A 22601-nucleotide genomic window follows, 5' to 3' on the forward strand; every position below is an offset into this window, starting at 1 on the left:
AGGTCAACCCGTGCAGATTCTCGCGGAAGTGCTCGCCACCGGATCCCGGTCGATACCGGCCGCGCGCCAGCGCAAAGCCGGCCGACGTGCTCGTGGTCCGCCGAATCTGCGGCCGCTGGCACGACAAAGTGTTCCAATATGGGTCACCACTTTGCGCGTATTGCGGTCGTGTGTACGCTCGAAGTATGGGAAATGTGACATACGATTTCACCGGCGAAGTAGTCCTGGTTACCGGCGCCGCACGGGGCATGGGCCGCGAGATCGCGGTGTCCTTCGCACGGGCTGGAGCCCAAGTGGCAGTCAACGACGTGGACGCCCAGGTGGAGCACGTGCCGTACGCGACAGGCACGGTCGAGGAGCTGGCGCAGACCGTTGCGGACATCGAAGCGCAGGGCGCCGAGGCGCTCGAGGTTCGTGGCGACCTGCGTCGCGAGGCGGATGTCGAGCGTATGGTCGCCGCGACGATCGAGCGCTTCGGGCGCCTCGATGTGCTCGTGAACAACGCGGGCGTGTACTCCTGCGGTCCGGTGACCGAGCTCACCGAGGAGCGGTGGGACGTGGTCGTCGACACCGTCCTGAAGGCGCCGTTCCTGTGCTCCAAGCACGCCGCGCGGCACATGATCGAGCGTGGTGGCGGGGGTCGCATCGTGACGATCTCCTCGACGTCCGCGCTCGTCGGCATCCCGGACCAGGTCAACTACCAGTCCGCCAAGCACGGCGTCGTGGGCCAGATCCGTACGTTGGCGCTGGAGCTCGCGCCGCACGGCGTTACAGTGAATACGATCTGTCCGACCGCAGTGGCCGACACGGCCATGCTGGATCACGTCATCGACCTCGGCCCAGAATACTTCGGGAAGGTCAACGCGCTGTGCGGCGCCTCGACGGTGTTCCCCGGCCTCGATTGCATCGAGACGCGCGACGTGTCGCATGCGGTGCGCTGGCTCGCATCGGACGCGGCACGCTATGTGACTGGCGTTGTGCTGCCGGTGGACGGCGGATTCAGCTGCAAGTAGGGCCCGGTCGTCAGGTGCTCGCGTGCGCGATGGCGGGCACCTGATCGGCGCGTTTGAGACGCTCGCTGACAGACGCCGACGGGTACGTCTCACCGCTCCGGCCTACCGGTCGGCTATTTCCGCCACCAGACTGTCGAAGCCAACGGAGAGAGAGAGGACGCAGATGTTCCCGACGTTCGACCACACTGCCATCATCACTGCCGACATGCAGGAGAGCGTTCGCTTCTACTGCGAGGGCCTCGGGCTGAAGATGGTGTCAGACGAAGAGATCGTTGGCAACATGCAGCGGATCTTCGGTGTCGAGTCCGACTCGGTGCATGCCATCCAGCTCGCTCACCCCGAAGATGTGAACGTCGCCCTCGTGGAGCTGGTCGAGTTCCGCGACGGTGTCAATCGCAGGGACGAGCCGCCGCGCGGGCTCCCGGCCCGCGGGCTGTGGCTGATCGCGTTTCGCTGCGACTTCGATGCGACGGTTGAGAAGCTCGCTGCGCTCGGTTACCCGGCGATCGTCGATGCGTTCGACGGCGAGGTCAGCGAAGGCGACGCCTACGACCCATCGATCAAGCTGAGGGTGGGGGTCGTCGCCGGTCCGGACGGTGAGGTCGTCGAGCTCGTACCCAAGGAGCTCAGCCTCGCCTCGGTGCGGCTGCGCCAACGGGGCGCCGTGGGGTCCGTCGAGTAGGACTTCCTGAGGTCGCGGGTCTTCTGAGGACCGCGCCGCACGCTTGCCACGCCGGATTCACCCGCTTCATGCGCCGTCCTGTTGGCTTGCGGCGGTGCTGTGACACCACCACCGCATCCCGGGCGCGCCAACCGCGCGCTCCGTCAGCGCAGCGGGTTGAACGGAACGATCTCTACCGGGGTCCGTCCGGTGGTGATCTGATGTGCGAGCAGGCGGCCGGTGAGAGGGCCCAGGGTGATCCCCCACATTCCGTGGCCTCCGGCAACGAAGATGCCCTTCGTGCTGGTCGCGCCGATCAGCGGGAGGCCGTCGGGCGTCACGGGCCTCGGGCCGACCCACTCGTCTCGGCGGCTGGACCAGTCCACGCCCTGGAGCAGCGGCCTCGTCGCGGCCTCGATAACTCCGATACGTCGCGCGTCCAGCGGGTCGTCGGCGCGCCGGAACTCCATCATTCCGGCGATGCGCATGCGGCCGTCGACCGGCGTGCACGCTACGCGCGCTCCGGGGAAGTAGAGCGGGCCCTCGGCCGGCGGATCGGTCTCGACGCTGAAGCTGTAGCCGCGGCCGGCCTGCACGAGCGTCCGAACGCCGTGCGGGGCGGCGAGCTGCGGCATCCACGAGCCGGTGGCGATGACCGCCGCCTCGCCGTGCAGTGGCGCGGCGCCGTCCGTCTCGACGAGGACGCCGGGCTTCGCGTCCCGGAGGGCGTGGACCGTGACGCCTTCCCGGATCTGGCCGCCGCGCGCTCGCACGGAGTCGGCGAGCGCCGCGACGTACGCGCCGGGGTTGATGAACCGCTGAGAACGGACGTCGACCGCGAGCGTGACCGCGTCCGACAGCAGCGGCTGGCGTTCGCGCGCCTGGTTGCCGGTGAGCAGCTCGATCTCGATCTGCTGGCCGGTGCCCGCCACGAGGCGCAACTCGTCGAGGAGACCCTCGGCTTCGCGGTCGCGGGCAAACGCGGCGAAGATCGAGGCCGGTTGGGAGCGCGCCCGCACGCCGCCGGCCTCGAGCTGGTCGAAGGCCGCGAGCGCCTGTTCGTTGAGCGAGCGGTACGCGGCCATGCCCGAGCGCCACCGGCGTGGGGTGCAGTGGCGCGAGAACTCGAGCAGGAACCGCCACAGTCGGGGGTCGACCCGCGCCGGCACGTACAGCGGCGAGCGATGGTCGGCCATGGCCTTGAGCCCGTAGCGCAGCACCGCAGGCTCCGGCAGCGGCACTGTCAGGGCCGGCGACAGCCAGCCTGCGTTGCCCCACGAGGCCCCCGCCGCGACACCGGTCCGGTCGAGGACCACGACGTCCACACCCGCCTCCTGGAGAAACCAGGCGCAGGAGAGCCCGACCATTCCGGCTCCGGCAACGATCACACGCATGCCTCAGACCGTACGCGCGAAGTCCATGCGCATCGAGCGGCGCAGTATCCGATCTTCTCGCCAACTCGTCCTACATTTGTAGAGCGATCGTCTAGGCTGCGGCGCGTGGTACCCGACCGCCTGCAAGAGCATCTGGACGCCTTGGTGGCGGACATCGGTTACGGCGCGACCGTCGAGGACCTGGACGGGCGCGCGATCGCCTACAGCGCCCAACCGACACCGATCGACGAGGCGCGCATGCTGGCGATCCTCACCCGCGAGACGCCGCCCGATGTCTACGACTGGCAGCAGTCGCACGGCATCGCCACGGCCGACAAGCCGGTGCGGATCCCCGCCAACCCTGAGCTGAAGATGCACCCGCGCCTCTGCATTCCGCTGCGATACCGCGGCGTCAGGCTCGGCCACTTGTGGATCATCGAGAGCGATCGGCCGTGCACAGCCGATGAGGTCGCGACCGCCGAGCGGCGCGCCCGCGGCCTGGCTGCGCTGCTGTACCGCGACCGGTCGCCGGCACTGGCCGCCTGGACCGAGACGTCGGCGTTGCTTGCCCGCGGGCTCGGCGGCGACCGGCGTGCCGGCGCGCGTGCACTCAGACGTCTCAGCGACGAGCATGGCATTCCGCCGCGCGCGCCGCTGCGCGTGCTCGCCGTCGTGCCGACGGCACTGGACGGCGCGGGTCGCAGCGAGACGCTCGCCCAGATGCACGTCGCGCTGGCCGACCGGTTCGCCGCCCGGTCACGCGATCGGCTCGCGGCTGTGGTCGGGGGCCATCTGGCAGTGCTGGCTGTGGACGGCCGCGGCGCGCCCGGCGCGCTGTCGGGCGACGCCGACGCGGTCCTGGTCGCGGCCCGCCTGCGCGATGAGATGCTCCAAGCCGTCGGCGGGGCGATCGGGGTCGCCGTCGGCATCAGCGACCGCCACGGCGAGCTCGCCGACGTCTCCTCCGCGCACGAGCAAGCCTGTCGCGCCGCGCAGGCGTCCGCGGTCGACCCGACCATCGGTCCGGTGGCTTCCTGGTCGCAGATCGGGATCTACCGGCTGCTCATGGCGGGCGGGATGCAGGCGGTTGCCCCCGACATCGCCGCGCCGGCGCTCGAGCGCCTGGGCGGCGGTCGCGACGCGCAGGCCCTGCGCGACACGCTGGAGACCTACCTCGATCTCGGCGGTAACGTCCAGCGGACCGCCGCCGTATTGCACCTGCACCGCACCAGTCTGTACCACCGGCTGGGTCGCATCGAGGAGCGTGCCGGCGTCGATCTCGGTGCCGGCCACGTACGCTTGGAGCTCCACGTCGCGCTCAAGCTCGCGCGCCTCGCCGACGCCCCAGCGCTGTGATGCAGGCGTCCCGTTGCTCGCGCGCAGCGCAGCGTGGCGAAGCCCCGGCGCTCCTGCGCGACCTGCGGCGGCTGCCTCCGGAACGCACAACGGGGCTGAGGACGCCCCGAGGAGGCGACCGAAGAGAACGAGCGCGGCGCGGCCGACCTCCTGAACCGCTACGGCGGCGACCACGCGCGGACGAGCCGTGACCGAGCAACACGCGGGCGAGCCCGCAGCGAGTGGGCGTCTCCTGCGCGTTGCGCAGCAGAACGCCCACTCGCCGCCGGGTCGGCCTAACGAGCCGTTGGGCTACGGCCGCTCGCCCAGCGGGCCGGGGTGCGGCGGGGTCGGCGGAGCGCCGGGGCTCGTGACCTCGGCCGGGCTGAACCGGTCAGCCGGGTGCTCGTCGCCGCCCCGGCCGATCAGCTTGCCGAGCTTGTCGCGGTTCTTCATCGCGAGCCCGGCCACGCCGGCGATCGCCGCCATGCCGACACCCTGCTTCGCGCTGGGCGTGTGACGCTTGGAGGCCTTGCTCCTGCCGCCGCCGAACAGGCCGCCGATCGTGCCGGCCATCTTCTGCAGGGCCGACTGCTTCGGCTGCGGCCGGCCGAAGCGCGGCGTCGCGCGACCGGCCGACGCGGGCTTGCGCCGCGGCGGGCTGCTCGGCGAGCGGCGCGCGGTCGGGGACTGGAAGCGACCCGCGGAGGCGGGACGCGATCGCGTACGGGTGGTCATGAAACCTCTCCTTGTCGTGGAGCCCGTCGGCTACCCACCGCACCCGTTCCCGCACACTCGGCCGGTCAGGTGCCGGGCGGCCCCGGCGCGGCGCGCGCTCGACCTGGAAGACTCACCCGGCCGCATCGAGCCCGCGACCTCCACCGCGCGCACGCCGCTTCGCGCGCGGCGCCGAGCCGTACGAGCGCATCCCGCCGCTGTCGGTGTCCGGGTGCAAGTGCTTGGACCTGAAGTGGGACGTGTCGTTCCCGGTGCTGTGATGCCGCGCAGCGGCGACGAGATCAGCGCAATGCTTCTGCTGCGGGCGCGCCGACGCGCTGTGGGTTCGGCGGGAGGCGGAGCCCGGCGGCCAGGCCCACGAGCGCGAGGGCGGCCAGCACGATCATCGCGATGACGTAGGACGTGTTCCCGCCGCCCAGGTTCGACACGAGGATCGTCCCGGCGATCGCCGTACCGAACGAGGAACCCAGGTTCGAGACGCTTCGCGACAGACCGGAGATCTCGCCCTGTTGTTCCTCCGGGAAGCTGGACTGCACGAGGTTGACCGACGGTGTCAGCATCACGCCGAGGCCGAGGCCGATCAGCAGCAGACCCGGGGCGAACGCGACGACCCGCGACGAGGCGCCGACCAGCGCAAGCAGCAGCACGATCCCGGCACCCGTCATGACGAAGCCGGCCACGATGAGGGTGCGCTGCGGGCGTCGTTTCGCGAGCCGCTCGGCCGCCAGCGACGAAACCAGCACACCGAGCGTGGCCGCGGTGAAGATGACCCCGGTCTCGATGGCGTCATACCCACGTACGGTCTGCAGGAAGACCGCCACGACGAACGACACGCCCATCAGCAGCAGCCACTGGATGTTCTGGGTGATCAGGCCGAGGTTCGACACACGGTTCTTGAACAATCGTGTCGAGAGCAGGGGCTCCTGTCCGGAGCGCTCGCGTGCCCGGATGTAGACGAAGAACCCGGCGAGCAACGCGCCGCCGACGACGAGCAGGACCGCCATCAGGACCGGATCCCGGTCGGCTTGCAGGATCCCGAAGACGATGAAGAACAGGCCGGCCGCGGAGAGGACCGCGCCGACCGCGTCGAACGGTCGCTCCGGGTCGGCGGGCAGCGGGTCGGTCACACGGCGACTCAGCAGGACGATCGTCGCGACGATCAACGCCTGGAACACGAACGCGGCGCGCCAGCTGATGGCGCTCGTGATCAGCCCGCCGATCAGCGGACCGGCAGCCGCTCCCATGCCGCCGAACCCGCTGATGACGCCGAACGCCCGGGCGCGCGACATGGTGTCGCCGAACCGGAGCGTCGTGAGGATGTAGACCGGTGGGATCAGCAGCGCCGTCCCGACGCCTTCCAGCACCGAGTTGCCGATGATCAGAACGCCCAATCCCGGCGCGGCGGCACTCAACAGGGCGCCGATCCCGTACAGCACGAGGCCCATGGTGAAGCAGCGCTTGCGGCCCCAGCGGTCAGTGAGCTTGCTGCACGGGATCATGAGGATCGCCATGATCAGCAGGAAGAGCGTGATGGCCGCCTGCACCCCGGCCACGGTCGTGTCGAGGTCCTTGGTGATGTCGTTGATCATCACGTTCATGTTCGAGCCGGCGAAGCTGCAGATGAACTGCGCCAGCGCGAGAGGAGCCAGGAACCTGCGCCGGGCGGCGGCCGAGTCGGCGGCTGCCGGGCGAGCGGTCACGCCTGACGCCCGGACGGCGCCACGTCATGTTCCTGATCGGCGATCAGGCCGTAGTCCTCGATGAGCACCGCTGCGTTCTCCCTGGCTCGGCCGTCGACGAGTATGGCTCCGCCGAATCGAGCACCGCAAGGTGGTGCGCACGTCGGCATGGGGGGAGCGCACACGACTGACGCCGCGTCTCCCTTGCGCCCGGGCGTGTCGCGCGTGGAACATCGCTTCGACTCAGCGTGCTCGAGCGATTCCAACCATCGCCGCCGCCGCGTTTGCGCTGCTGCTGATCGGCCGCTCGCAGACCGCCGGCGACGCGCGCGGCTCGTCACATGCGGTCGCTCGCGGCGGGCTGGCCGCGCGCTCGGTGGACGGCGACGCGGACGCTCTCCATCGCGGGGCGCGCGTTCTCGGGGTGGGCCGTGAACCAGCGGGCGTAACGGATCGCCAGGGGTGCCGCGGAGACGCCGTGGGCGAGGACGGACAAGCCGACGGTGATGTAGGTGGCGAGGAGGATCGTGGGCGTGTGGGGCAGGTTCGCCTCTTCGACGATCAGGACCGCGAAGACGATCGAAGCCAGCCCGCGCGGGCCGAACCAGCCGAGGAAGGCTGCGGTCTGCCAGCGGGCGCCGCTGCCGATCAGGGCGATCACGACCGGGAGCATGCGCACGACGGTGAGGCTGAGCACGGCGTACAGCGCGGCCTGCCACGTCACGTGTCCGAGCTCGGGGCCGAGCAGGATCGCCCCGAACGCCAGGAACGTCAGCGCGCTGAGCAGTCCGCCGGCCTGCTCGCCGAACGCCGCGATGTCCCCCGGATCCCGCCGAAGCAGGGCTCCGAAGGTCATTCCGGCCACGAACGCCGCGATGAACCCCGAGCCGCCGAGCGGGTCCGCGATCCCGTACGCGAGCGCGGCGCCCGCGACCGGGATGATCTGCATCCACATGGGCGTGATCAGCCGGCGCCGGCCGGCCAGGACGACGACGGCGGCGGCCGCCGCCCCCGCGGCGATCCCGCCGAGGATGCCGTAGCCGATCTCCTCGAGCACCACCGTGACCGCGTAGTGGCCCGTCTGGACATCGGCGTCGACGTCGGCGACGGCCAGCGCGATCAGCAGCAGCGGGACGCAGATCCCGTCGTTCAGGCCGCTCTCGACGTTCAGTCCCTGCCTGATGCGAAGCGGCAGCCGTGGTTCGGTGACGACGGCCTGCCCGAGTGCGGCATCGGTCGGCGCCAGCAGGATGGCGAGGACCACGGCCTCGGCGACGGGGAGCTCGGGGTAGAGGGCCGTGGCGGCGACGGCGCCGGCGACGATCGTCAGGGGAAGCCCGATTCCGAGCAGGCGAGCCGGCAGGTGATAGTCGCGCCGCAGTGCGCGCAGGTCGATCCGTGATGCGTCGGAGAACAGCACGAGCGTCAGCGTCGCCTCGGCCAGCACGCGGACCGTCGAGCTCAGGGGCGAGAGGTCGATCTCGCCGATGACGCGCGGGCCGACGAGGATGCCGATCGCCACGAACACCATCGCCGGTGTGACCGGGGTCCCCGAGAGCAGCCTCGAGAACGAAGCGACGGTGAGCACCGCCCCTGCGACGATCGCCAGCGTCCAATGCATCGGATCTCGAGCCAACCCTACCTTCGAGCGTCGGCCCTGGTGTCCGGCCGGGCATGTCGGCGAGATGGCGCTGAGCCCTCAGGCGGATCGGATATGCGGAGCTGCGCAGTCGCAGCACGTCTCGCCGCGCCAGGCTTCGCGCCCTTCCTTCACCGCGACGAACGCGATGAACAGGCCGATCAGCGGGTCGAGCCACCAGGCGCCGACGGCGGCGTTGGCGGCCAGGCCGGCGAGGACCGCGGCCGCTTGAACGCCGCACAGCACGTTCTGGGTTCCCTCGCCGGCCGTGGCGGTCGAGCCGAGTCGCTCGGCGAGGCGGTGCTTGGCCCTGCCGAGCAGCGGCATGAGCACGACGCTGGTTGCCGTGAGCGCCATGCCGATGACGGTGATGTCGGGGTGTCCGCCTTCGATCAGGGTCTTGATGCTCTCGAAGAGCACATAGGGCGCGAGGATGAAGAACTGGATCGCGACGAGCCTCTGGGCGCGATGCTCGGCCGTCTCGGACAGCCGGCGTGAACCGGTGAATCGCCAGACGATGACGGCGGACGCGAGCCCTTCGATGAAGGAGGCCAGGCCCCAGCCGACAAGGGCGACCGAGCCGGCCGTGGCTCCCTGCCAGACGCCGACCCCACCCTCGATCGCCATGTAGACCAGGCTCAGCCACGACAGCGCGACGGCGAGGCGCGCGGCGCGCTGCCAGTCGGCGGTGCGCGCCGTGGGCGGCCCCGGCGGGCGGGCGGCGCCGGCCTGGACCAACGGCAGTTGGTATCCGTTGCTCATACGTCGATCCGGTGTCCGGCCATGACCCCTGGGCGGCCCTCAGGCGTTGAATGCCGCGGGACGGCTGGTGCCGCGGGTGACGCGTAGCGGGTGAGGCGCGTCCGACGCGGGTGTGCCGTGGCTCGGCTCGAAGAGCGCGCAGACGTCGAGGCTGGTGCACGAGCAGTCGATGGCGGTCAGCAGCCAGGTGCGCATCGCCTGGGCGCGTGCGATGAGCGCGTCGACTTCGGGCAGCTTGCGCTGCGCCAGCTCACGGAGCGACTCGAACGCGGGGGCGCCGGCCCCGGTGCTCTGCAGCAGCAGCCGTGCCTCGTCGAGAGTGAAGCCCGCCCGCTTGACGACCTCCAGGACTTCGAGGCGCTTTGCCGCGTCGGGCCCGTAACGGCGCTGGCCGCTGACGCGGGCCGGCTGAGGCAGCACGCCCTCGCGCTCGTAGTAGCGGATGGCCGACGTATTGATGCCGAAGCGCTGCGCGAGCTGCCCGATGGTGAGCGTGGCCTGGTCCATGGACTCTGCCTTGACTTGAACCTGGGTTCAAGGAGCAGAGTACCTGCGGTCAACGACTCCGCGGAGCGTCTCTCGATGCCGACCGAACTGTCCATAGCGTGCGCCTTGAGCGCGAGCGAGCTGCCTCGGCGCCTGGAGGAGATGGCGCACCTTGGCCGCGCGGCGCTGGTGGACGCGCACGCCGACTCGCGGTGGGCGAAGCTGTGCTTCGCTGCCGGCGCCGGGGTGCGCGACCGGGTGCTGGCGGTCGCGGCGGCCGAGGCCGGCTGTTGCGCGTTCTTGACGATGCGCGTGACCGACGAGCCCGACACGGTGGTGTTGACCATCGACGCGCCCGACGGCGCCGAGCTGGTCCTGGCCGAGCTCGTCGCCGCGTTCCGCGGCCGGCCGGAGCCGGCGCGATGAGCACGACCAAGCGGGGGCCGTGTCGCTCGGATCTCGCGCTGCTCGGAGGCGGCGTGCTGCTGGCTCTGCGCTCGGCGCGGCATCCCACCGCCAGGGCGAATTGGCGAAGGATGGGCGCCATGAGCGCCCAGCGCCATGACGTCGTCGTCATCGGCGGCGGCCAGGCCGGCCTCGCAATCGGCTGCTTCCTGGCTCGCCAGGGCCGGCGGTTCACCATCCTCGACGCGGCGGCAACGTCGTACACGAGCGCGGCGTGACGGCCGGCCCCGGCCCGTACTTCCTCGGGATGCCCTGGCAACACACCCGTGGCTCGGCGCTGCTCGGCTGGGTCAAGGACGACGCCGAACATCTGGCCGAGCGCATCAACGCCGGCGCCGAGGCGGCACCACGTTGGGGGCCCATGGACGGGCCCGTCGATCGCGATCCTCGATGAGCGCCGCGGCGCCCGATCAGACCGGCGCCGAAGGATCTCTGGCAACACCGCAGCCACTTCGTCGCCGGCCCGCGCTGGTGGCCCCCGTTCTGCATGGTCGTCGACTGGGTCGTCGCGGCGATCATCGTCATCGGGATCGCGGCCGGCGTCCACCAGCGCCGCGACAGTGGGTCAGCTCCCCAGGATCTTGGCCTTCTCCGCCGCGAACTCGGCGTCGGTGAGGATGCCCTGAGCCTTCAGGTCGGCGAGATCCTTGAGTTGGGCGACGGTGTCCCGGGCTGGAGGGCCGGGTGCGGCCTGCGGCGAGGGGGCGGGCGCCGGGGCGGCCTGCGCCTGTGCCTCTTCCTCCTTGGCCTGCCAGCGCTCGCCCTGGCGGCGGCTGACGCGGTTGGACACCGCCGTCGCCGTTCCGGCGATCGCCGCTGTCCGCGCCAGTCCTCTGATCAGTGGCATGGTCGTCTCCTGTTCTCCTGGTGTCCTAAGCGGCCGTCTCGGGCTCGTCCAGCGCGTCGAGGGCGTCGAGGAGGTCCGCCGCCGGGACGCGTTCGAACGCGAGCACCTCGCCGCCGTTACGGCGGACGGCCGCGACGAAGGGGGCGGCCCAGCGGTTCTCGTAGACGATGAGGATGGCCGCCGTGCCGGGCTCAAGATCGTCGGACGCCGTGCTCAGGTCCGAGTGGGCCAGGAGCCCCGTGCTGGCCCCCGAGAACGCCGCGAGGTCCGGGAAGCCATCGCCGTCGATGTCCGCAGCCAAGAAGGCGTCGAACGTGCCGTCCTCGTTCTTCTGCACACCGGCGACGTCGAGGACGCGGATGATGCCGCGGTCGACGAGGTCCAGGAAGATCGGGACGGCGTCGCCCGCCTTCGGTGCGTCGGGCGGGTAGCCGATGACGACGATGTCGACCGGTCCCAGTTCCATTGCGTCTGCGCTCATGACGGCTCCTTGGTCGCGGTGTCGCTCGGCGTCGCTCAGGACCGCCCGGCCAGCGCCTTGGTCTTGAGGTCGTCGTATTCGGCGTCCGTGATGGCGCCGGCGTCGAGCAGGCTCTTGGCGGTGGCGATCTCCGTGGCCGGGCCCGACTTTCCGGCCGCCTCGCGCACCTGCTGGTCGAAGGCCGCCTTGGCGGCCTCCTGGCCGCGCATGTTGCGTTCGGCGATCGAGTTGTGGTACGCGATCAGGTAGACCAGCACCCCGAGCAGCGGGATGAAGATCACGAAGACGATCCACATCGCCTTGGCGAAGCCGCCCATGTCGTCCCGGCGGAAGATGTCCATGAAGACCATGACCGCCAGCCAGATCCAGAACACGAAGCCGACGAACACCAGCATCGACCACATGACTTCGAGGAATGGATAGTTGTCGGCAAAGGGAACGTTCGCCATCGCTCCTCCTGAGGATGGTTGGGGGGATGTCGTGGTCGCCGCTCCACCGTGAGGGTGGCGCCTTAACGCGAAGCGGCGCGCCGGGACTCTCGCTGACCGCCTGTGGCCGCGCAAGCAGGCAGGCCGGTGTCTGAACGGGTGTCGGCATCCCCGGGCGACACCGGTGCGCGCCATTGCCCCGCGTGGTCGGAACGCCGGCGACGACGTGCGGTGAGACGCCGCGACCGAGCCCGGCCTCGACCTCTCCCGGGCCGAGGGCGTCGGCCGGTGCGCGAGGGGCGCGCACATCGATCCGCGCGTCGACACCCAGACGTCCGGGATGCGCGCAACACCGCAGGATGCTGGCGCGCCGGTTTGCCGCAACCGGCGCCTGAGCGCAGAGTTCATCGGCGAGGAGTGAGGTCCGCCCGCGCCCGCCGCGGGCGCCGGTGAGCGGAGAGGAGCGCATTCGATGTGTCGCTGGATGGCGTGGCTGGGCCAGCCCGTCCTCATGGACGAGCTGCTGTTCAAGACCAAGCACGGGATCGTCGCCCAGAGCCTGCACTCCGACCTCGGCGCGGAGCCCACGAACGGAGACGGGTTCGGCGTCGGCTGGTACGGGACCGGTTCCGGGCCCGGCCTGTATCGCAGCGTCGCGCCGGCGTGGAGCGACGCGAACCTCCGCGACCTCGCCGCGCATGTCGAATCTCCGCTCTTCCTGGCTCATGTGCGCGCGGCGATCGGCTCGCCCGTGCAGGAGACCAACTGCCACCCGTTCCGCCACGACGGCTGGCTGTTCGTCCACAACGGCTTCGTCGCCGGGTTCGAGCGGCTGCGGCGCGACCTCATGCTGGCGGTGGACCCCGACCTGTTCCCGCTCGTCCAGGGCACCACCGACACGGAGGTGGTTCTTCATCTGGCGCTGACGTTCGGCCTCCGGGAGGATCCGATCGGCGCGCTCGAGCGTGCGGTCGGGACCATCGAGGCGGTCGCTGCGCGGCGCGGCGTTCCAGCGCCCGTGCAGGGCACGTTCGGCATCTCCGACGGAACGGCGGTCTGGGCGGTGCGCTACGCCAGCGAAGGGCTGCCGCGGACGCTGTTCACGTCGTGCGACGCGGACGCGATCCGGCGCCTGCACCCGGAGAACCCGAGGCTGCAGCGCCTCGGCCATGACGACCGCCTCGTGGTCTCCGAGCCCTTCTCGGACCTGCCCGGGCTGTGGCGGGAGGTGCCGCCCGGTACGGCGGTCACCGTCCGCCACGGCGATGTGCTCGAGGAACGGCCGTTCACGCCTCGGGAGCGCGCGGTGTCGGTGGCGACGGGACCGATCCCTGACACGGCCCGTGGCTGAACGGCGTCATCGCGGCGCGGCGCGGCGCGGCGCGGCGCGGCACTGGTGCACGCACCCGCGCGATTCACCGGAGCGCCCCATGGTGCGGCATGCCGCGCGCGCGGTACGAATGAGCGACGATCCCTCACCACGGAGACACGCTGATGCTGCGACGGATGGACGACATGCCGGCTGGGACGCTCGGCTTCGAGGCGGTCGGCAAGGTGGACGACGACGACTGGGAGGAGACGGTCGAGCCGGTGCTCCGGCGCGAGATCGCCGAGGGCCGTAACGTGCGGATGCTCTATCTCATCGGGCCGTCGGCGGGCGAGATGGAGGGCGATGCGATGAAGGCCGACACCGGGTTCCGGGCGCGGCACGCGTCGTCGTTCGACCGGGTTGCCGTGGTCAGCGACGAGAACTGGATGCGCCCCGCGCTGCGCGGCCTGTCGTTCCTCCTGCCCGGCAAGGCGCGCGGGTTCCACGTGCGCGAACTCGAGCAGGCGAAGGCCTGGCTCGTCGAGGACGTCGCCTGACCGGCGCGACGCCGGCGAATCCGGGCGGGTTCATCCCGCTTGCGCTGCGGTGGATGACCGCCTTGCCGACTCAGTGGACCGGGGTCAGTACCACTTGCCCTTCGCGAACCCGCCGAACGCGACGAGGCCGATGAGGGCGATGATGATGCCGAGCAGCAGGCTCCACACGATCGCCACCACGATGCCGACGATGACGAGGATCCCGCCGATCCCGATCCCGCCGATGCTGCCGCCCCTGCTGTCTGCCATGTCATGTCCTCCGGTTGTGGTGCCCTCGGCTTACCCGGGGAAGGGACGCGTGACGCCTCGGAGCCTGTTGAACGTTCCCCGCCGCGAACGGCTGACGGCTCAGCGGCCGACGAAGACGCCGCGGCCGCTGACGCCCAGGAAGATGTTCAGCAGGCCGAACGTGATCAGCGCGATCGCCGCCGCGACAGACTCGCCGGCGAGCACGATGCCGATCGCGATGGCGCCGGCGCCACACACGACGTAGGTCCAGCGCAGGAAGGCGACGAGCAGGCGCATGCGACCCCGGTTGTAGCGCGAAACGGGCGCGACCGGGGGGTGGGAGGCCGGCCGCGCCTGTGACGCACTGCGATGCAGACCGCGGCCCGGGAGGAGAGGAGGACAAGGCTCGCGGTCTGTTCCGGTCATCGGCCGGGCGACACGCCACTTGAGCTGAGTGCTCCGTCGGGGAGGATCTGGCGGTCAGACGCCCGACGTCGGCGACGCGCGCGAGACGTCGCCCCGCTCAGGAAAGCGAGACAGGGACGACCAGATTAGACTGCGCCGCTTCCTCAGACCATGAAGGAGCACACGATGAAGGCACGCATGCTGACAGGGGCATCGCTGGCTGCAGTCCTCGCCCTGCCCGTCGCCGCCGAGGCCGCCGGGACCCTCTCCGCCGGACCGATCAAGGTCCGCGACTACAACATGACGGTCCTTGGCACCGACAGCGGCGCCAAGGACACGCTGACCGTCATGTTCAATCGCACGTCGGGCAAGTCGACGCAGCAGCACATGTACAGCTTTGACTCGGGCGTGAAGGTCACGAAGACGTCGATGAAGGGCTCGCTCGGGCGATATGGCGCGGTGAACCTGAAGCTCGGCACCGTCCGCAAGACCAAGGGGCGGGTGCCGGCGGGGTGCACCGGCCGCGCCGGGAGCGCGAGGAGCGGCACGTTCACCGGCTCGTTCCGGCTCGTCGCCGACACGACGTACTTCCGCACCGTGACGGCGAAGAAGCTGCCGGGAGTCGGCATCACGGGTGGCAGCATCAAGTGCAGCGGCGACGGCGGCACCGGTGGCGACGGCGGCGGCGGTGGCGCCGGCGGCGAGCCGATGCTGACCCACACGAAGATGGACGGCGCCGCGATGTTCACGTTCACCGCACGGCGCGGCGGCCAGACCGCCATGCAGATGGAGGATCAGGCGGCCACGGCGCCGGCGCGGATCATGCACATGATCTCCGGGGGCGGCCAGGGCCTGACCGTCGGAGGCGGTGGCGCGACCGCCACGGCCAAGGGCATCTCGCCGGACCTGTCGGGCACCGGCGTCTTCACGGGCGAGGGTGCCGCCGGGAACGTGGTGCCCGGGACGCTGGGCGGCGACCTGCGCGCGCGGTTCGACTCGATCGGCGCGATCAACATCGCGGGCGACGCGATGCTGATGAACCCGTAGGACTGGGTGACTCCGCGGCCGGGACGCGCAGGCGTCCCGGCCGTGTCGCGGTCAGTCGTCGACGCCGCTCGTGTCGTCGTCCTCGTCCTCGTGCACGTCGATCTGCACGATCGTCGCGGCGATGGGCGGGTCGTCACGGGCGGCATGCAGCGTGCGCTGATCGTCGCCGGGAAGCTCCAGACGCCACTCGCCGCCGCCGAGCCACGTCAGCGTGGCGAGCTGCACGTCGCCGTCGGCGAACGTCACGGTCCCGGCGTCCGTGCGGTCGACCTGCACCGGGCGCCCGGTGTTCGTGCGATGCGTCTGCGGGAAGTCCATGGCCGCGAAATTATCTGCGCCGGGCGCCGTGTGCCGTGCCGATCAGCGGAAGCGGCCGGGCTGCCAGAGCGGCTCCTCGCCGCCCGCGTTCGCGGCGCGGCTGAGGATGAAGAGCAGGTCGGAGAGCCGGTTGAGGTAGCGCACCACCTCCGGGTTCGCGTCCTGCACGAGCAGCGCCCGGCGCTCCGCGCGCCGGCAGACCGTGCGGCAGACGTGCAGGTGGGCGGCGGCGCGCGACCCGCCCGGCAGCACGAACGACTTCAGCGGCGCGAGCGTGGCGTTGACCTCGTCGCAGCGCTCCTCGAGCCAGGCGACCTGCTCGGGCACCACGCGCAGGCGCTCGCGGCCGCCGTCCCCGGACTCGGGCACGGAGAGGTCGGCGCCGACGTCGAAGAGGTCGTTCTGGATGTGGCCCAGCCACTGCGCCTGGTCGGCCGGCAGCTCGCCTGCGGCGAGCGCGAGGCCGAGCTGCGCGTTGAGCTCGTCGACCACCCCGTAGGCCTCGATGCGCGGGTGGGTCTTCGGCACCCGGCTCATGTCGCCGAGGTGCGTCTCGCCGCCGTCGCCGAGCTTCGTGTAGATGCGGGTGAGGTTGACGGTCATGGCCTCCTGGACCGTAGCGCGAACCGCGGCGGCCCACGGCCTACCCTGAGCGGCCGACCCATGCGCCCCCTTCGTCTCGCCGCCCTGGCCGCCGTCGCGGCCGGCTCGCTCGCCCTCGGCGCGTGCGGCGGCAGGTCGCCGAGCGGGTCGAGCGACGTCTCGGTGCTCGTGACGCGCGACTCCGGTGCCCAGCGGGTCGGCGACGCCGGGCCGCAGCCGGCGGCCGGCGGCCAGACGCTGCTGAGCCTGCTGCGCGCGGGCTTCGACGTGCGCGAGTCCGGTGGGCGCGTGCAGGCGATCGACGGGACGCCCGGGCCGTGGCGCGTCTTCGTCAACGGGGTCCACGAGACGGGTGACCCCGCCAAGGCCGGCGTCCACGCGGGCGACCGCATCTGGTGGGACGCGCACCGGGTTGACGTGCCGGCGGTGATCGGCTCGTACCCGGAGCCGTTCGCCCACGGGCGGGACGGCAGGCGCTGGCCGGTTCGCGTGGAGTGCGTGCGCCACGGCGACAAGCGCTCGTGCGACGCGATCGCGAAGCGGCTGGGGGAGAGCGGCATCCTCGCGTCGCAGTCCCTCATCGGGACCGAGGGCGGCGACGAGAACCTGCGCGTGCTCGTCGGACCGTGGTCGGCGATGCGCGGCGATCGCGCTGCGCGGCTCGTCGACCTCGGCCCGCGGGCGTCCGGCGTCGCGGCCCGCTTCTCCGACGACGGGCGGTCGCTCGCGCTGCTCGACGCCGGCGGCCACGTCGTGCGGACCCTCGGTCCCGGGTCCGGCCTGATCGCCGCCACCGCGTTCGACGACCAGCCGCCGACCTGGTTCATCACCGGCACCGACGCCGCCGGGGTGGCCTCGGCGGTCCGGGCGTTCGACGAGGGGACGCTCGCCGATCGCTTCGCGTTGGCGGTCGGCGACGACCGCGGCATCCCGCTCCCGCTGCGTTCGCCCGGCACTGACTGAGGCAGCACCGTCCCGCCGGTCGTCCGCCGGACCTTTCGGTTAGGTTTCCCGCCTCATGCGACTGGGGGTTCCTGCCGAGACGGCTGCGGGCGAGACGCGCGTTGCGCTCGTGCCCGAGGTGGTCAAGCGCCTTGTGGCCAAGGGCCTGGACGTCCGCGTGGCGCCCGGCGCGGGTGCACGCGCGCTGATCCCGGACGCGGCGTTCGCTGAGGCGGGGGCCGAGCTGTCCGACGACGTCTGGGGCTGCGACGTGGTGCTGAAGGTCGCGCCGCCGGCCGAGGAGGAGATCGGCCGATTGGGTGCCGATTCGGTGCTGTTGGGGTTCTTGAACCCGTTGGGCGCGCCGGGGACGGTGGGTGCGCTGGCGTCGGCCGGGGTGACCGCGTTCGCGGTGGAGGCGATCCCGCGGATCTCGCGGGCGCAGTCGATGGATGCGTTGTCGTCGCAGTCGAATGTGGCGGGGTTGAAGTCGGTGATCCTGGCGGCGGAGGTGCTGCCGCGGTTCTTTCCGATGCTGATGACGGCGGCGGGGACGATCCCGCCGGCGAAGGTGCTGGTGCTCGGCGCTGGGGTGGCGGGGCTGCAGGCGCTGGCGACGGCGAAGCGGCTGGGCGCGAAGACGACCGGTTATGACGTGCGTCCGGAGGTGGCCGAGCAGGTCCGGTCGCTGGGCGCGCAGTTCCTGGACCTCGGGATCTCGGCGGCCGGTGAGGGTGGCTATGCGCGAGAGCTGACCGAAGAGGAGCGCGCCGCGCAGCAGCAGGCGTTGACGGATGCGATCAAGGGCTTTGACGTGGTGATCACGACGGCGCTGGTGCCGGGCCGGCCGGCGCCGCGGCTGGTGACCGCGGAGGCGGTGGCGGGGATGGCGCCGGGCAGCGTCATCATCGACCTCGCGGGCGAGACGGGCGGCAACTGCGAGCTGACCGTGCCGGGGGAGACGGTGGTTCGTGAGGATGTGACGATCGTCTCGCCGCTGAACCTGCCGGCGTCGATGCCGCAGCACGCCTCGATGCTCTACGCCCGCAACCTGCTGGCGTTCCTGGACCTCGTGGTCGGCGAGGACGGCCGGCTGAATTTGAACTTCGAGGACGAGATCGTCGCCGGGGCGTGTGTGGCGCGCGGCGGCGAGGTCGTCCATCCCGCTGTCAAGACTGCCTTGGAGGCCACGGCCTGATGTTGGTCACGAATCTGGCGATCCTGGTGTTGGCGGGCTTTGTGGGCTACTACGTGATCTCGAAGGTCCCGAACACGCTGCATACGCCGTTGATGTCGGGTACGAACGCGATTCACGGGATCGTGCTGCTCGGCGGCCTGGTGGTGTTGGGGCTGGGCGTGGACGGCTGGCTGAGCAAGCTGCTGCTGGTGATCGCGATCGCGTTCGGCACGATCAACGTCGTCGGCGGCTTTCTGGTGACCGACCGGATGCTGGAGATGTTCAAGGGCAAGGATCCGAAGAAGGTGGCGGCGAAGGTCGAGGCGGCCGGGGAGATCGAGCCGGGGGCGGGCCCGCAGTGATGTCGCTGCCGTTCGCGTCGTTCGTGCACGACGACGAGTTCATCTACGTCCTCTACATCATCGCCTTCGCTCTGTTCATCATCGGGCTGGGCGGGCTGACGGGTCCGCGCACGGCGGTGCGCGGCAACCGCATCGCGGCGGTCGGCATGGCGATCGCCGTGATCGCGACGCTCCTGATCGACGGGATGGGCAACTGGGTGCTCATCGTGATGGGCGTCGTGGTCGGCACGGTGGTCGGTGTCCCGGCGGCACGCAACGTGAAGATGACGGCGATGCCGCAGATGGTGGCGCTGTTCAACGGCGTCGGCGGCGGCGCGGTCGCGCTGATCGCGTGGGCGGAGTTCCGCAACACGGGCGGCTTCTCGGGCGAGGCGACCTACGTGGTGGTCTTCGAGCTGTTCGCGGCGATCGTGGGGTCGATCTCGTTCTGGGGCTCGAACATCGCGTTCGCCAAGCTGCAGGAGATCCTGCCGGGCAAGCCGATCGTGCTGCCCGCCCAGCAGCTGATCAACGTCGCGCTGCTGGCGGTCTGCGTCGGCTTCGGCGTGGCGATCGCGACCGGCACCGACAGCCAGTGGGTGTTCATCGGGATCCTGGTCGCGGCGGCGCTTCTGGGCAACTTCGTCGTGCTGCCGATCGGCGGCGCGGACATGCCCGTGGTCATCTCGATGCTCAACGCGTTCACCGGCCTGTCGGCGGCGGCGACCGGCATGGCGCTCAACAACCCGGCGCTGATCGTCGCGGGCATGATCGTCGGCGCGTCCGGCTCGATCCTGACCAACCTGATGGCCAAGGCGATGAACCGCTCGATCCCGAGCATCGTGGCGGGCGGCTTCGGCGGCGCCGGCGCGCTGCCCGCCGCGGGCGCCGACGGCATCGATCGCACCGCCCGCTCGACCACGGCCAGCGACGCCGCCGTGCAGATGGCCTACGCGAGCAGCGTGATGATCGTGCCCGGCTACGGGATGGCGGTCGCCCAGGCCCAGCACGCCGTCCGAGAGCTCACCATCGAGCTCGAGAAGCGCGGCGTCGAGGTCAACTTCGCCATCCACCCCGTCGCGGGCCGCATGCCCGGCCACATGAACGTGCTGCTCGCCGAGGCCGACGTGCCCTACGACCAGCTCAAGGAGATGGAGCAGGCCAACCCCCTGTTCCCCCGCACCGACGTGTCGCTGATCATCGGCGCCAACGACGTCACCAACCCGGCGGCCAACGACGACCCGGGCAGCCCGATCTACGGGATGCCCATCCTCGAGGTCGACCGCTCGCAGTCGGTGATCGTGCTCAAGCGCTCGATGAACTCCGGGTTCGCCGGCATCGACAACCCCCTCTTCTACGCCGACAACACCTCGATGCTCTTCGGCGACGCGAAGAGCTCGGTCCAGGAGATCACGACCGAGCTCTCCGAGTTCTAGTTACGTTCGCTCAGGCGATCGCCGGGGCCTGGCGTCGCTGCGGGCCCTGGGTGATCGGCTGCGGCGTGTTGGCCAGCGGCTGCAGCCGCTGCGCCTTGACCTTCGACAGCTTGCGCCGCAGCCGCAGGTACTGCTTCTGCTCGCCCGGCGTGCGCCTGTAGTCGGGGTGGGCGAGGTTCCTGCGCTCCAGCGGGTCGCGCTTGAGGTCGTACATCTCCCACTGGTGCGGCGTGTCGCTGTTGGGGTCCCAGTACTCCGCGATCTTCCAGCGCTGCTCGCGGATGCTGACGATGTGCTGCGGCGGCTGGACGTACGGGCCGGCCTTCTGCCCGGCCTGGAAGTCGTCGAACGTGAAGACGACGTAGTCCTGCGGCGGGCGCGACGTGCGGCCGAGGATGTGATCGGAGTAGTCGACGCCCTGCCAGTCCGCGCGCGCCGACGACGGGGCGTTCACCAGGCTGGCCAGCGTGGGCAGGAAGTCCACGTGGGACACCATCGCCTGCGAGGTCGCCGGCCGGCTCCACAGCTGCGGGTTGGAGTACACGAGCGGGACCCGCAGCGTCTCCTCGTAGAAGTTGTAGTTCTTCTGGCGCATCCCGCCGTGGCAGAGGCCCATCTCGCCGTGGTCCGACGTGCGGATCACCACGGTGTCGTCGAGCATGTCCTGGCGCGTCAGCGTATTGAGGATGTCCACGAGGTACGCGTCGGACGCCTTCATCAGGTTGCCGTAGAAGTTGATGTAGGCCTTCTTCTGCTCCCGGGTCGTCAGCCGGCCGGAGAGCTGGAACAGGCGGACGAACTGGGCCTGCACCGACGGCTTGGTCGACAGGTCCTCGGCGACCGTCGGCGGCAGGTCGATGTCGCCCTCCAGCCACGAGTCGTCGTAGCCGCCGTCGAGGTAGTTCTTCGGATACAGCAGCACGTCGTGCGGGTTGACCAGAGACACGATCATGAAGAACGGCTGCTGCTGGGCGGCCGCGCTCGTCAGGTACTGCTGCACGCCCTCGAGGCCCGCGGCGGGGTCGCCCTGGCCGTCCATGTAGCGGCCGTCGTGGTCGTAGGCGCCGCCGCCCTCCTGGCTGATGTCCTGGTTGGCGCCGCCGTCCGGCGGGTTCCAGCGCGCGAAGCCGTACCGCTCGGTGTCCTCAGGCGTGAACGTGTTGCCGTTGATCGGCTTGGTGAGGTGCCACTTGCCCTTGTAGACGACGTTGTAGCCCGCCGCCGACATCACCGAGGCGATGTTCTTGAAGTCCAGCGGCAGTTCGACCTGCGGGTACTGGTCCTCGGGCATGTCCTCCTCGAGCGTGTACTTCACGCCGTGCTGGGCCGGGAAGTAGCCCGTGAGCAGCGAGGCGCGCGAGGGGGAGCACATGCACGCATTGCAGAACGCGTTCTCGAACGTGAGGCCGTGGTTCTTCAGCCGCATCAGGCCGGGCAGGTTCTTCTGCGCCCAGTCCCGCGGGAAGTGCATGATGTCGCGGTCCTGGTCGGTGATGAACATGATGATGTTCTTCCCCGCCACGCCGCCCGAGCCGTGCCCGTTCTGCGCCGCCGCCGTCCCCGTCGCGGCCTGGCCGCCCAGCATCAATGCCGGCGCGGCCACGGCCGCAGACTGCAGAAGCTCCCTCCGGTTCAGCACGTTCCTGTTCCTCCTTGGTGTCGTTCGTGACGCTCTGTCATCGGCTCGGCATCCTTGCAGACTCTGCGCTTCGAGCACCTGCTCACCCGCGCATCAGGTGTCGCGACCTCCCGGCGCCCGGTCCGCGCGGCGATCCAGGCCCCGGTGTCGCCGGCGCTGCAGCTGGTCCAGCAGCAGGCGCACACCGACTGGTTCTCGCAGCCGCCGAGCGAGTTCACGCGCGCGAGCGACAACTGACGCCACCTGACGGGGCGGCTCGCGGGCGCGCTGGGCCGGCTTGCCGCGAGGAGTAGTGTGCGCCCGGTGACCGCGCTGCTCCCCAAGGCGGCGGTCGCCGCCGCACTCGCCCTGGTGCTGGCCCGGGCATTCATGGGACCGCCGCCGCGGCGGCTCCATCCCCTGCTGACGCTCATCGCCGGGTTCGTCGGCCTCATCGGCTACCCGATCGCCGTGCTGGTCGCGGCCGACCGCCACCCGCAGCTCGCGTCGATCCTGCTGGGCGGCGCGGTCGCGTCGATGGCGGTCGCGTTCTGGGCCGCGCGCGGCCCCAGCGACGACGAAGGCGACGACGACGACGAGGGGCCCGAGCCTCCGGTCGACTGGGAGGCGTTCGACCGCGAGCGCGAGCGCTGGGACTGGTCCGCGACGCGGTAGTGGTCGTCCCGTCAGGCGCTCGCGCCGTGTGCAGCGCG

Annotated in this window: 28 protein-coding genes and 1 pseudogene; 15 read left to right on the forward strand and 14 right to left on the reverse strand. The window is 70.8% G+C overall.

The genetic code is table 11. The features are described 5' to 3' along the window. The first annotated feature begins 194 nt into the window (after positions 1 to 194). Positions 195 to 1013, forward strand: coding sequence for an SDR family oxidoreductase (locus tag DSM104329_RS10275; RefSeq protein WP_259315340.1), 819 nt, complete (start codon positions 195 to 197; stop codon positions 1011 to 1013). A gap of 163 nt (positions 1014 to 1176) precedes the next feature. Then, a complete protein-coding gene (locus tag DSM104329_RS10280; RefSeq protein ID WP_259315341.1) occupies positions 1177 to 1695 on the forward strand; it encodes a VOC family protein in 519 nt (172 codons plus the stop codon). A 143-nt stretch (positions 1696 to 1838) separates the two neighbouring features. On the opposite strand, the gene DSM104329_RS10285 is transcribed toward DSM104329_RS10280, so the two are convergent. Further along, positions 1839 to 3068 carry an NAD(P)/FAD-dependent oxidoreductase gene (locus DSM104329_RS10285; RefSeq protein WP_259315342.1) on the reverse strand — a complete coding sequence of 410 codons (1230 nt, stop codon included), beginning with the start codon at positions 3066 to 3068 and terminating at the stop codon, positions 1839 to 1841. A gap of 105 nt (positions 3069 to 3173) precedes the next feature. Here DSM104329_RS10285 and DSM104329_RS10290 point away from each other — a divergent pair, with 105 nt between their 5' ends. Further along, positions 3174 to 4403: a PucR family transcriptional regulator gene (locus tag DSM104329_RS10290; protein WP_259315343.1), complete on the forward strand. Its 1230-nt coding sequence runs from the start codon at positions 3174 to 3176 to the stop codon at positions 4401 to 4403. A 291-nt stretch (positions 4404 to 4694) separates the two neighbouring features. Here the strand turns inward: DSM104329_RS10290 and DSM104329_RS10295 are convergent, their stop codons facing one another. The 5 genes from DSM104329_RS10295 to DSM104329_RS10315 form a co-directional block, all read right to left on the reverse strand. Next, positions 4695 to 5120 carry a hypothetical protein gene (locus DSM104329_RS10295; RefSeq protein ID WP_259315344.1) on the reverse strand — a complete coding sequence of 142 codons (426 nt, stop codon included), beginning with the start codon at positions 5118 to 5120 and terminating at the stop codon, positions 4695 to 4697. A gap of 281 nt (positions 5121 to 5401) precedes the next feature. After that, the gene (locus DSM104329_RS10300) at positions 5402 to 6820 is read right to left on the reverse strand and encodes an MFS transporter (protein WP_259315345.1); all 1419 of its coding nucleotides are present in this window, start codon (positions 6818 to 6820) and stop codon (positions 5402 to 5404) included. Between the two features lie 316 nt (positions 6821 to 7136). Beyond that, positions 7137 to 8420 (reverse strand): cation:proton antiporter, encoded by a 1284-nt coding sequence (locus DSM104329_RS10305; protein ID WP_259315346.1) that lies wholly within the window; start codon positions 8418 to 8420, stop codon positions 7137 to 7139. Between the two features lie 78 nt (positions 8421 to 8498). Then, positions 8499 to 9176, reverse strand: coding sequence for a cation transporter (locus DSM104329_RS10310; RefSeq protein ID WP_259315347.1), 678 nt, complete (start codon positions 9174 to 9176; stop codon positions 8499 to 8501). A gap of 63 nt (positions 9177 to 9239) precedes the next feature. Next, positions 9240 to 9707: a MerR family transcriptional regulator gene (locus DSM104329_RS10315; RefSeq protein ID WP_259315348.1), complete on the reverse strand. Its 468-nt coding sequence runs from the start codon at positions 9705 to 9707 to the stop codon at positions 9240 to 9242. Between the two features lie 105 nt (positions 9708 to 9812). Here DSM104329_RS10315 and DSM104329_RS10320 point away from each other — a divergent pair, with 105 nt between their 5' ends. The 3 genes and pseudogenes from DSM104329_RS10320 (at position 9813) to DSM104329_RS10330 (ending at position 10545) form a co-directional block, all read left to right on the forward strand. Then, positions 9813 to 10112 (forward strand): hypothetical protein, encoded by a 300-nt coding sequence (locus tag DSM104329_RS10320; protein WP_259315349.1) that lies wholly within the window; start codon positions 9813 to 9815, stop codon positions 10110 to 10112. A 119-nt stretch (positions 10113 to 10231) separates the two neighbouring features. Further along, positions 10232 to 10339 (forward strand): annotated as a pseudogene (locus DSM104329_RS10325) (NAD(P)-binding protein); the annotation flags it as partial. A 26-nt stretch (positions 10340 to 10365) separates the two neighbouring features. Next, a complete protein-coding gene (locus tag DSM104329_RS10330; protein WP_259315351.1) occupies positions 10366 to 10545 on the forward strand; it encodes a hypothetical protein in 180 nt (59 codons plus the stop codon). A 171-nt stretch (positions 10546 to 10716) separates the two neighbouring features. Here DSM104329_RS10330 and DSM104329_RS10335 read toward each other — a convergent pair whose 3' ends face one another. Genes DSM104329_RS10335 through DSM104329_RS10345 form a run of 3 tightly spaced genes read right to left on the reverse strand, consistent with a single transcriptional unit; the run spans position 10717 to position 11928 of the window. Beyond that, positions 10717 to 10998 carry an SHOCT domain-containing protein gene (locus DSM104329_RS10335; RefSeq protein WP_259315352.1) on the reverse strand — a complete coding sequence of 94 codons (282 nt, stop codon included), beginning with the start codon at positions 10996 to 10998 and terminating at the stop codon, positions 10717 to 10719. A gap of 25 nt (positions 10999 to 11023) precedes the next feature. After that, positions 11024 to 11479 (reverse strand): DUF6325 family protein, encoded by a 456-nt coding sequence (locus DSM104329_RS10340; RefSeq protein ID WP_259315353.1) that lies wholly within the window; start codon positions 11477 to 11479, stop codon positions 11024 to 11026. Between the two features lie 35 nt (positions 11480 to 11514). Next, positions 11515 to 11928 carry an SHOCT domain-containing protein gene (locus DSM104329_RS10345; RefSeq protein WP_259315354.1) on the reverse strand — a complete coding sequence of 138 codons (414 nt, stop codon included), beginning with the start codon at positions 11926 to 11928 and terminating at the stop codon, positions 11515 to 11517. Between the two features lie 451 nt (positions 11929 to 12379). On the opposite strand from DSM104329_RS10345, the gene DSM104329_RS10350 reads away from it, so the two are divergent. Together DSM104329_RS10350 and DSM104329_RS10355 are read left to right on the forward strand one after the other, a co-directional pair. Further along, complete coding sequence (locus DSM104329_RS10350) at positions 12380 to 13258, forward strand: class II glutamine amidotransferase (RefSeq protein WP_259315355.1); 879 nt, start codon at positions 12380 to 12382, stop codon at positions 13256 to 13258. A 143-nt stretch (positions 13259 to 13401) separates the two neighbouring features. Beyond that, positions 13402 to 13773, forward strand: a complete 372-nt coding sequence (locus DSM104329_RS10355) for a SpoIIAA family protein (RefSeq protein ID WP_259315356.1) — start codon at positions 13402 to 13404, stop codon at positions 13771 to 13773. A gap of 84 nt (positions 13774 to 13857) precedes the next feature. Here DSM104329_RS10355 and DSM104329_RS10360 read toward each other — a convergent pair whose 3' ends face one another. Next, entirely contained in the window at positions 13858 to 14022 is a 165-nt protein-coding gene (locus tag DSM104329_RS10360) for a hypothetical protein (protein WP_259315357.1), read from the reverse strand. A 99-nt stretch (positions 14023 to 14121) separates the two neighbouring features. Continuing rightward, positions 14122 to 14298 (reverse strand): hypothetical protein, encoded by a 177-nt coding sequence (locus tag DSM104329_RS10365; protein ID WP_259315358.1) that lies wholly within the window; start codon positions 14296 to 14298, stop codon positions 14122 to 14124. A 294-nt stretch (positions 14299 to 14592) separates the two neighbouring features. Here DSM104329_RS10365 and DSM104329_RS10370 point away from each other — a divergent pair, with 294 nt between their 5' ends. Further along, positions 14593 to 15453: a hypothetical protein gene (locus DSM104329_RS10370; RefSeq protein WP_259315359.1), complete on the forward strand. Its 861-nt coding sequence runs from the start codon at positions 14593 to 14595 to the stop codon at positions 15451 to 15453. 51 nt (positions 15454 to 15504) lie between these two features. Here DSM104329_RS10370 and DSM104329_RS10375 read toward each other — a convergent pair whose 3' ends face one another. Next, the gene (locus DSM104329_RS10375) at positions 15505 to 15771 is read right to left on the reverse strand and encodes a hypothetical protein (RefSeq protein WP_259315360.1); all 267 of its coding nucleotides are present in this window, start codon (positions 15769 to 15771) and stop codon (positions 15505 to 15507) included. 42 nt (positions 15772 to 15813) lie between these two features. Next, positions 15814 to 16374, reverse strand: coding sequence for a cob(I)yrinic acid a,c-diamide adenosyltransferase (locus DSM104329_RS10380; protein WP_259315361.1), 561 nt, complete (start codon positions 16372 to 16374; stop codon positions 15814 to 15816). A gap of 60 nt (positions 16375 to 16434) precedes the next feature. Between DSM104329_RS10380 and DSM104329_RS10385 the strand changes: the two genes are divergently transcribed. From DSM104329_RS10385 to DSM104329_RS10400, 4 genes are read left to right on the forward strand one after another with little or no spacing between them, the layout of a single operon-like run. Continuing rightward, positions 16435 to 17337, forward strand: coding sequence for a DUF4430 domain-containing protein (locus tag DSM104329_RS10385; RefSeq protein ID WP_259315362.1), 903 nt, complete (start codon positions 16435 to 16437; stop codon positions 17335 to 17337). Positions 17338 to 17392: 55 nt separating this feature from the next. Continuing rightward, positions 17393 to 18514, forward strand: coding sequence for a Re/Si-specific NAD(P)(+) transhydrogenase subunit alpha (locus DSM104329_RS10390; protein WP_259315363.1), 1122 nt, complete (start codon positions 17393 to 17395; stop codon positions 18512 to 18514). Next, complete coding sequence (locus tag DSM104329_RS10395; protein ID WP_407655880.1) at positions 18514 to 18855, forward strand: NAD(P) transhydrogenase subunit alpha; 342 nt, start codon at positions 18514 to 18516, stop codon at positions 18853 to 18855. Before DSM104329_RS10390 ends, DSM104329_RS10395 begins: the two co-directional genes overlap by 1 nt. After that, positions 18855 to 20270 carry an NAD(P)(+) transhydrogenase (Re/Si-specific) subunit beta gene (locus DSM104329_RS10400; RefSeq protein ID WP_259315365.1) on the forward strand — a complete coding sequence of 472 codons (1416 nt, stop codon included), beginning with the start codon at positions 18855 to 18857 and terminating at the stop codon, positions 20268 to 20270. Before DSM104329_RS10395 ends, DSM104329_RS10400 begins: the two co-directional genes overlap by 1 nt. Before the next feature lie 10 nt (positions 20271 to 20280). Here the strand turns inward: DSM104329_RS10400 and DSM104329_RS10405 are convergent, their stop codons facing one another. Further along, positions 20281 to 21873 carry a sulfatase-like hydrolase/transferase gene (locus DSM104329_RS10405; RefSeq protein WP_259315366.1) on the reverse strand — a complete coding sequence of 531 codons (1593 nt, stop codon included), beginning with the start codon at positions 21871 to 21873 and terminating at the stop codon, positions 20281 to 20283. Positions 21874 to 21963: 90 nt separating this feature from the next. Between DSM104329_RS10405 and DSM104329_RS10410 the strand changes: the two genes are divergently transcribed. Then, positions 21964 to 22146: a hypothetical protein gene (locus DSM104329_RS10410; RefSeq protein ID WP_259315367.1), complete on the forward strand. Its 183-nt coding sequence runs from the start codon at positions 21964 to 21966 to the stop codon at positions 22144 to 22146. 66 nt (positions 22147 to 22212) lie between these two features. Beyond that, entirely contained in the window at positions 22213 to 22563 is a 351-nt protein-coding gene (locus tag DSM104329_RS10415) for a hypothetical protein (protein ID WP_259315368.1), read from the forward strand. The last annotated feature ends 38 nt before the right edge of the window (positions 22564 to 22601 follow it).

The organism is Capillimicrobium parvum, assembly GCF_021172045.1.
GTDB lineage: Bacteria > Actinomycetota > Thermoleophilia > Solirubrobacterales > Solirubrobacteraceae > Capillimicrobium > Capillimicrobium parvum.

What these genes read in the sequence shown, in the direction of transcription:
- DSM104329_RS10280 (WP_259315341.1), top strand. Translation starts at nt 1,177, where the DNA reads ATGTTCCCGACGTTCGACCACACTGCCATCATCACTGCCGACATGCAG.
- DSM104329_RS10285 (WP_259315342.1), bottom strand. Translation starts at nt 3,068, where the DNA reads ATGCGTGTGATCGTTGCCGGAGCCGGAATGGTCGGGCTCTCCTGCGCC.
- DSM104329_RS10295 (WP_259315344.1), bottom strand. Translation starts at nt 5,120, where the DNA reads ATGACCACCCGTACGCGATCGCGTCCCGCCTCCGCGGGTCGCTTCCAG.
- DSM104329_RS10305 (WP_259315346.1), bottom strand. Translation starts at nt 8,420, where the DNA reads ATGCATTGGACGCTGGCGATCGTCGCAGGGGCGGTGCTCACCGTCGCT.
- DSM104329_RS10315 (WP_259315348.1), bottom strand. Translation starts at nt 9,707, where the DNA reads ATGGACCAGGCCACGCTCACCATCGGGCAGCTCGCGCAGCGCTTCGGC.
- DSM104329_RS10335 (WP_259315352.1), bottom strand. Translation starts at nt 10,998, where the DNA reads ATGCCACTGATCAGAGGACTGGCGCGGACAGCGGCGATCGCCGGAACG.
- DSM104329_RS10340 (WP_259315353.1), bottom strand. Translation starts at nt 11,479, where the DNA reads ATGAGCGCAGACGCAATGGAACTGGGACCGGTCGACATCGTCGTCATC.
- DSM104329_RS10345 (WP_259315354.1), bottom strand. Translation starts at nt 11,928, where the DNA reads ATGGCGAACGTTCCCTTTGCCGACAACTATCCATTCCTCGAAGTCATG.
- DSM104329_RS10350 (WP_259315355.1), top strand. Translation starts at nt 12,380, where the DNA reads ATGTGTCGCTGGATGGCGTGGCTGGGCCAGCCCGTCCTCATGGACGAG.
- DSM104329_RS10355 (WP_259315356.1), top strand. Translation starts at nt 13,402, where the DNA reads ATGCTGCGACGGATGGACGACATGCCGGCTGGGACGCTCGGCTTCGAG.
- DSM104329_RS10360 (WP_259315357.1), bottom strand. Translation starts at nt 14,022, where the DNA reads ATGGCAGACAGCAGGGGCGGCAGCATCGGCGGGATCGGGATCGGCGGG.
- DSM104329_RS10365 (WP_259315358.1), bottom strand. Translation starts at nt 14,298, where the DNA reads ATGCGCCTGCTCGTCGCCTTCCTGCGCTGGACCTACGTCGTGTGTGGC.
- DSM104329_RS10370 (WP_259315359.1), top strand. Translation starts at nt 14,593, where the DNA reads ATGAAGGCACGCATGCTGACAGGGGCATCGCTGGCTGCAGTCCTCGCC.
- DSM104329_RS10375 (WP_259315360.1), bottom strand. Translation starts at nt 15,771, where the DNA reads ATGGACTTCCCGCAGACGCATCGCACGAACACCGGGCGCCCGGTGCAG.
- DSM104329_RS10380 (WP_259315361.1), bottom strand. Translation starts at nt 16,374, where the DNA reads ATGACCGTCAACCTCACCCGCATCTACACGAAGCTCGGCGACGGCGGC.
- DSM104329_RS10385 (WP_259315362.1), top strand. Translation starts at nt 16,435, where the DNA reads ATGCGCCCCCTTCGTCTCGCCGCCCTGGCCGCCGTCGCGGCCGGCTCG.
- DSM104329_RS10390 (WP_259315363.1), top strand. Translation starts at nt 17,393, where the DNA reads ATGCGACTGGGGGTTCCTGCCGAGACGGCTGCGGGCGAGACGCGCGTT.
- DSM104329_RS10395 (WP_407655880.1), top strand. Translation starts at nt 18,514, where the DNA reads ATGTTGGTCACGAATCTGGCGATCCTGGTGTTGGCGGGCTTTGTGGGC.
- DSM104329_RS10400 (WP_259315365.1), top strand. Translation starts at nt 18,855, where the DNA reads ATGTCGCTGCCGTTCGCGTCGTTCGTGCACGACGACGAGTTCATCTAC.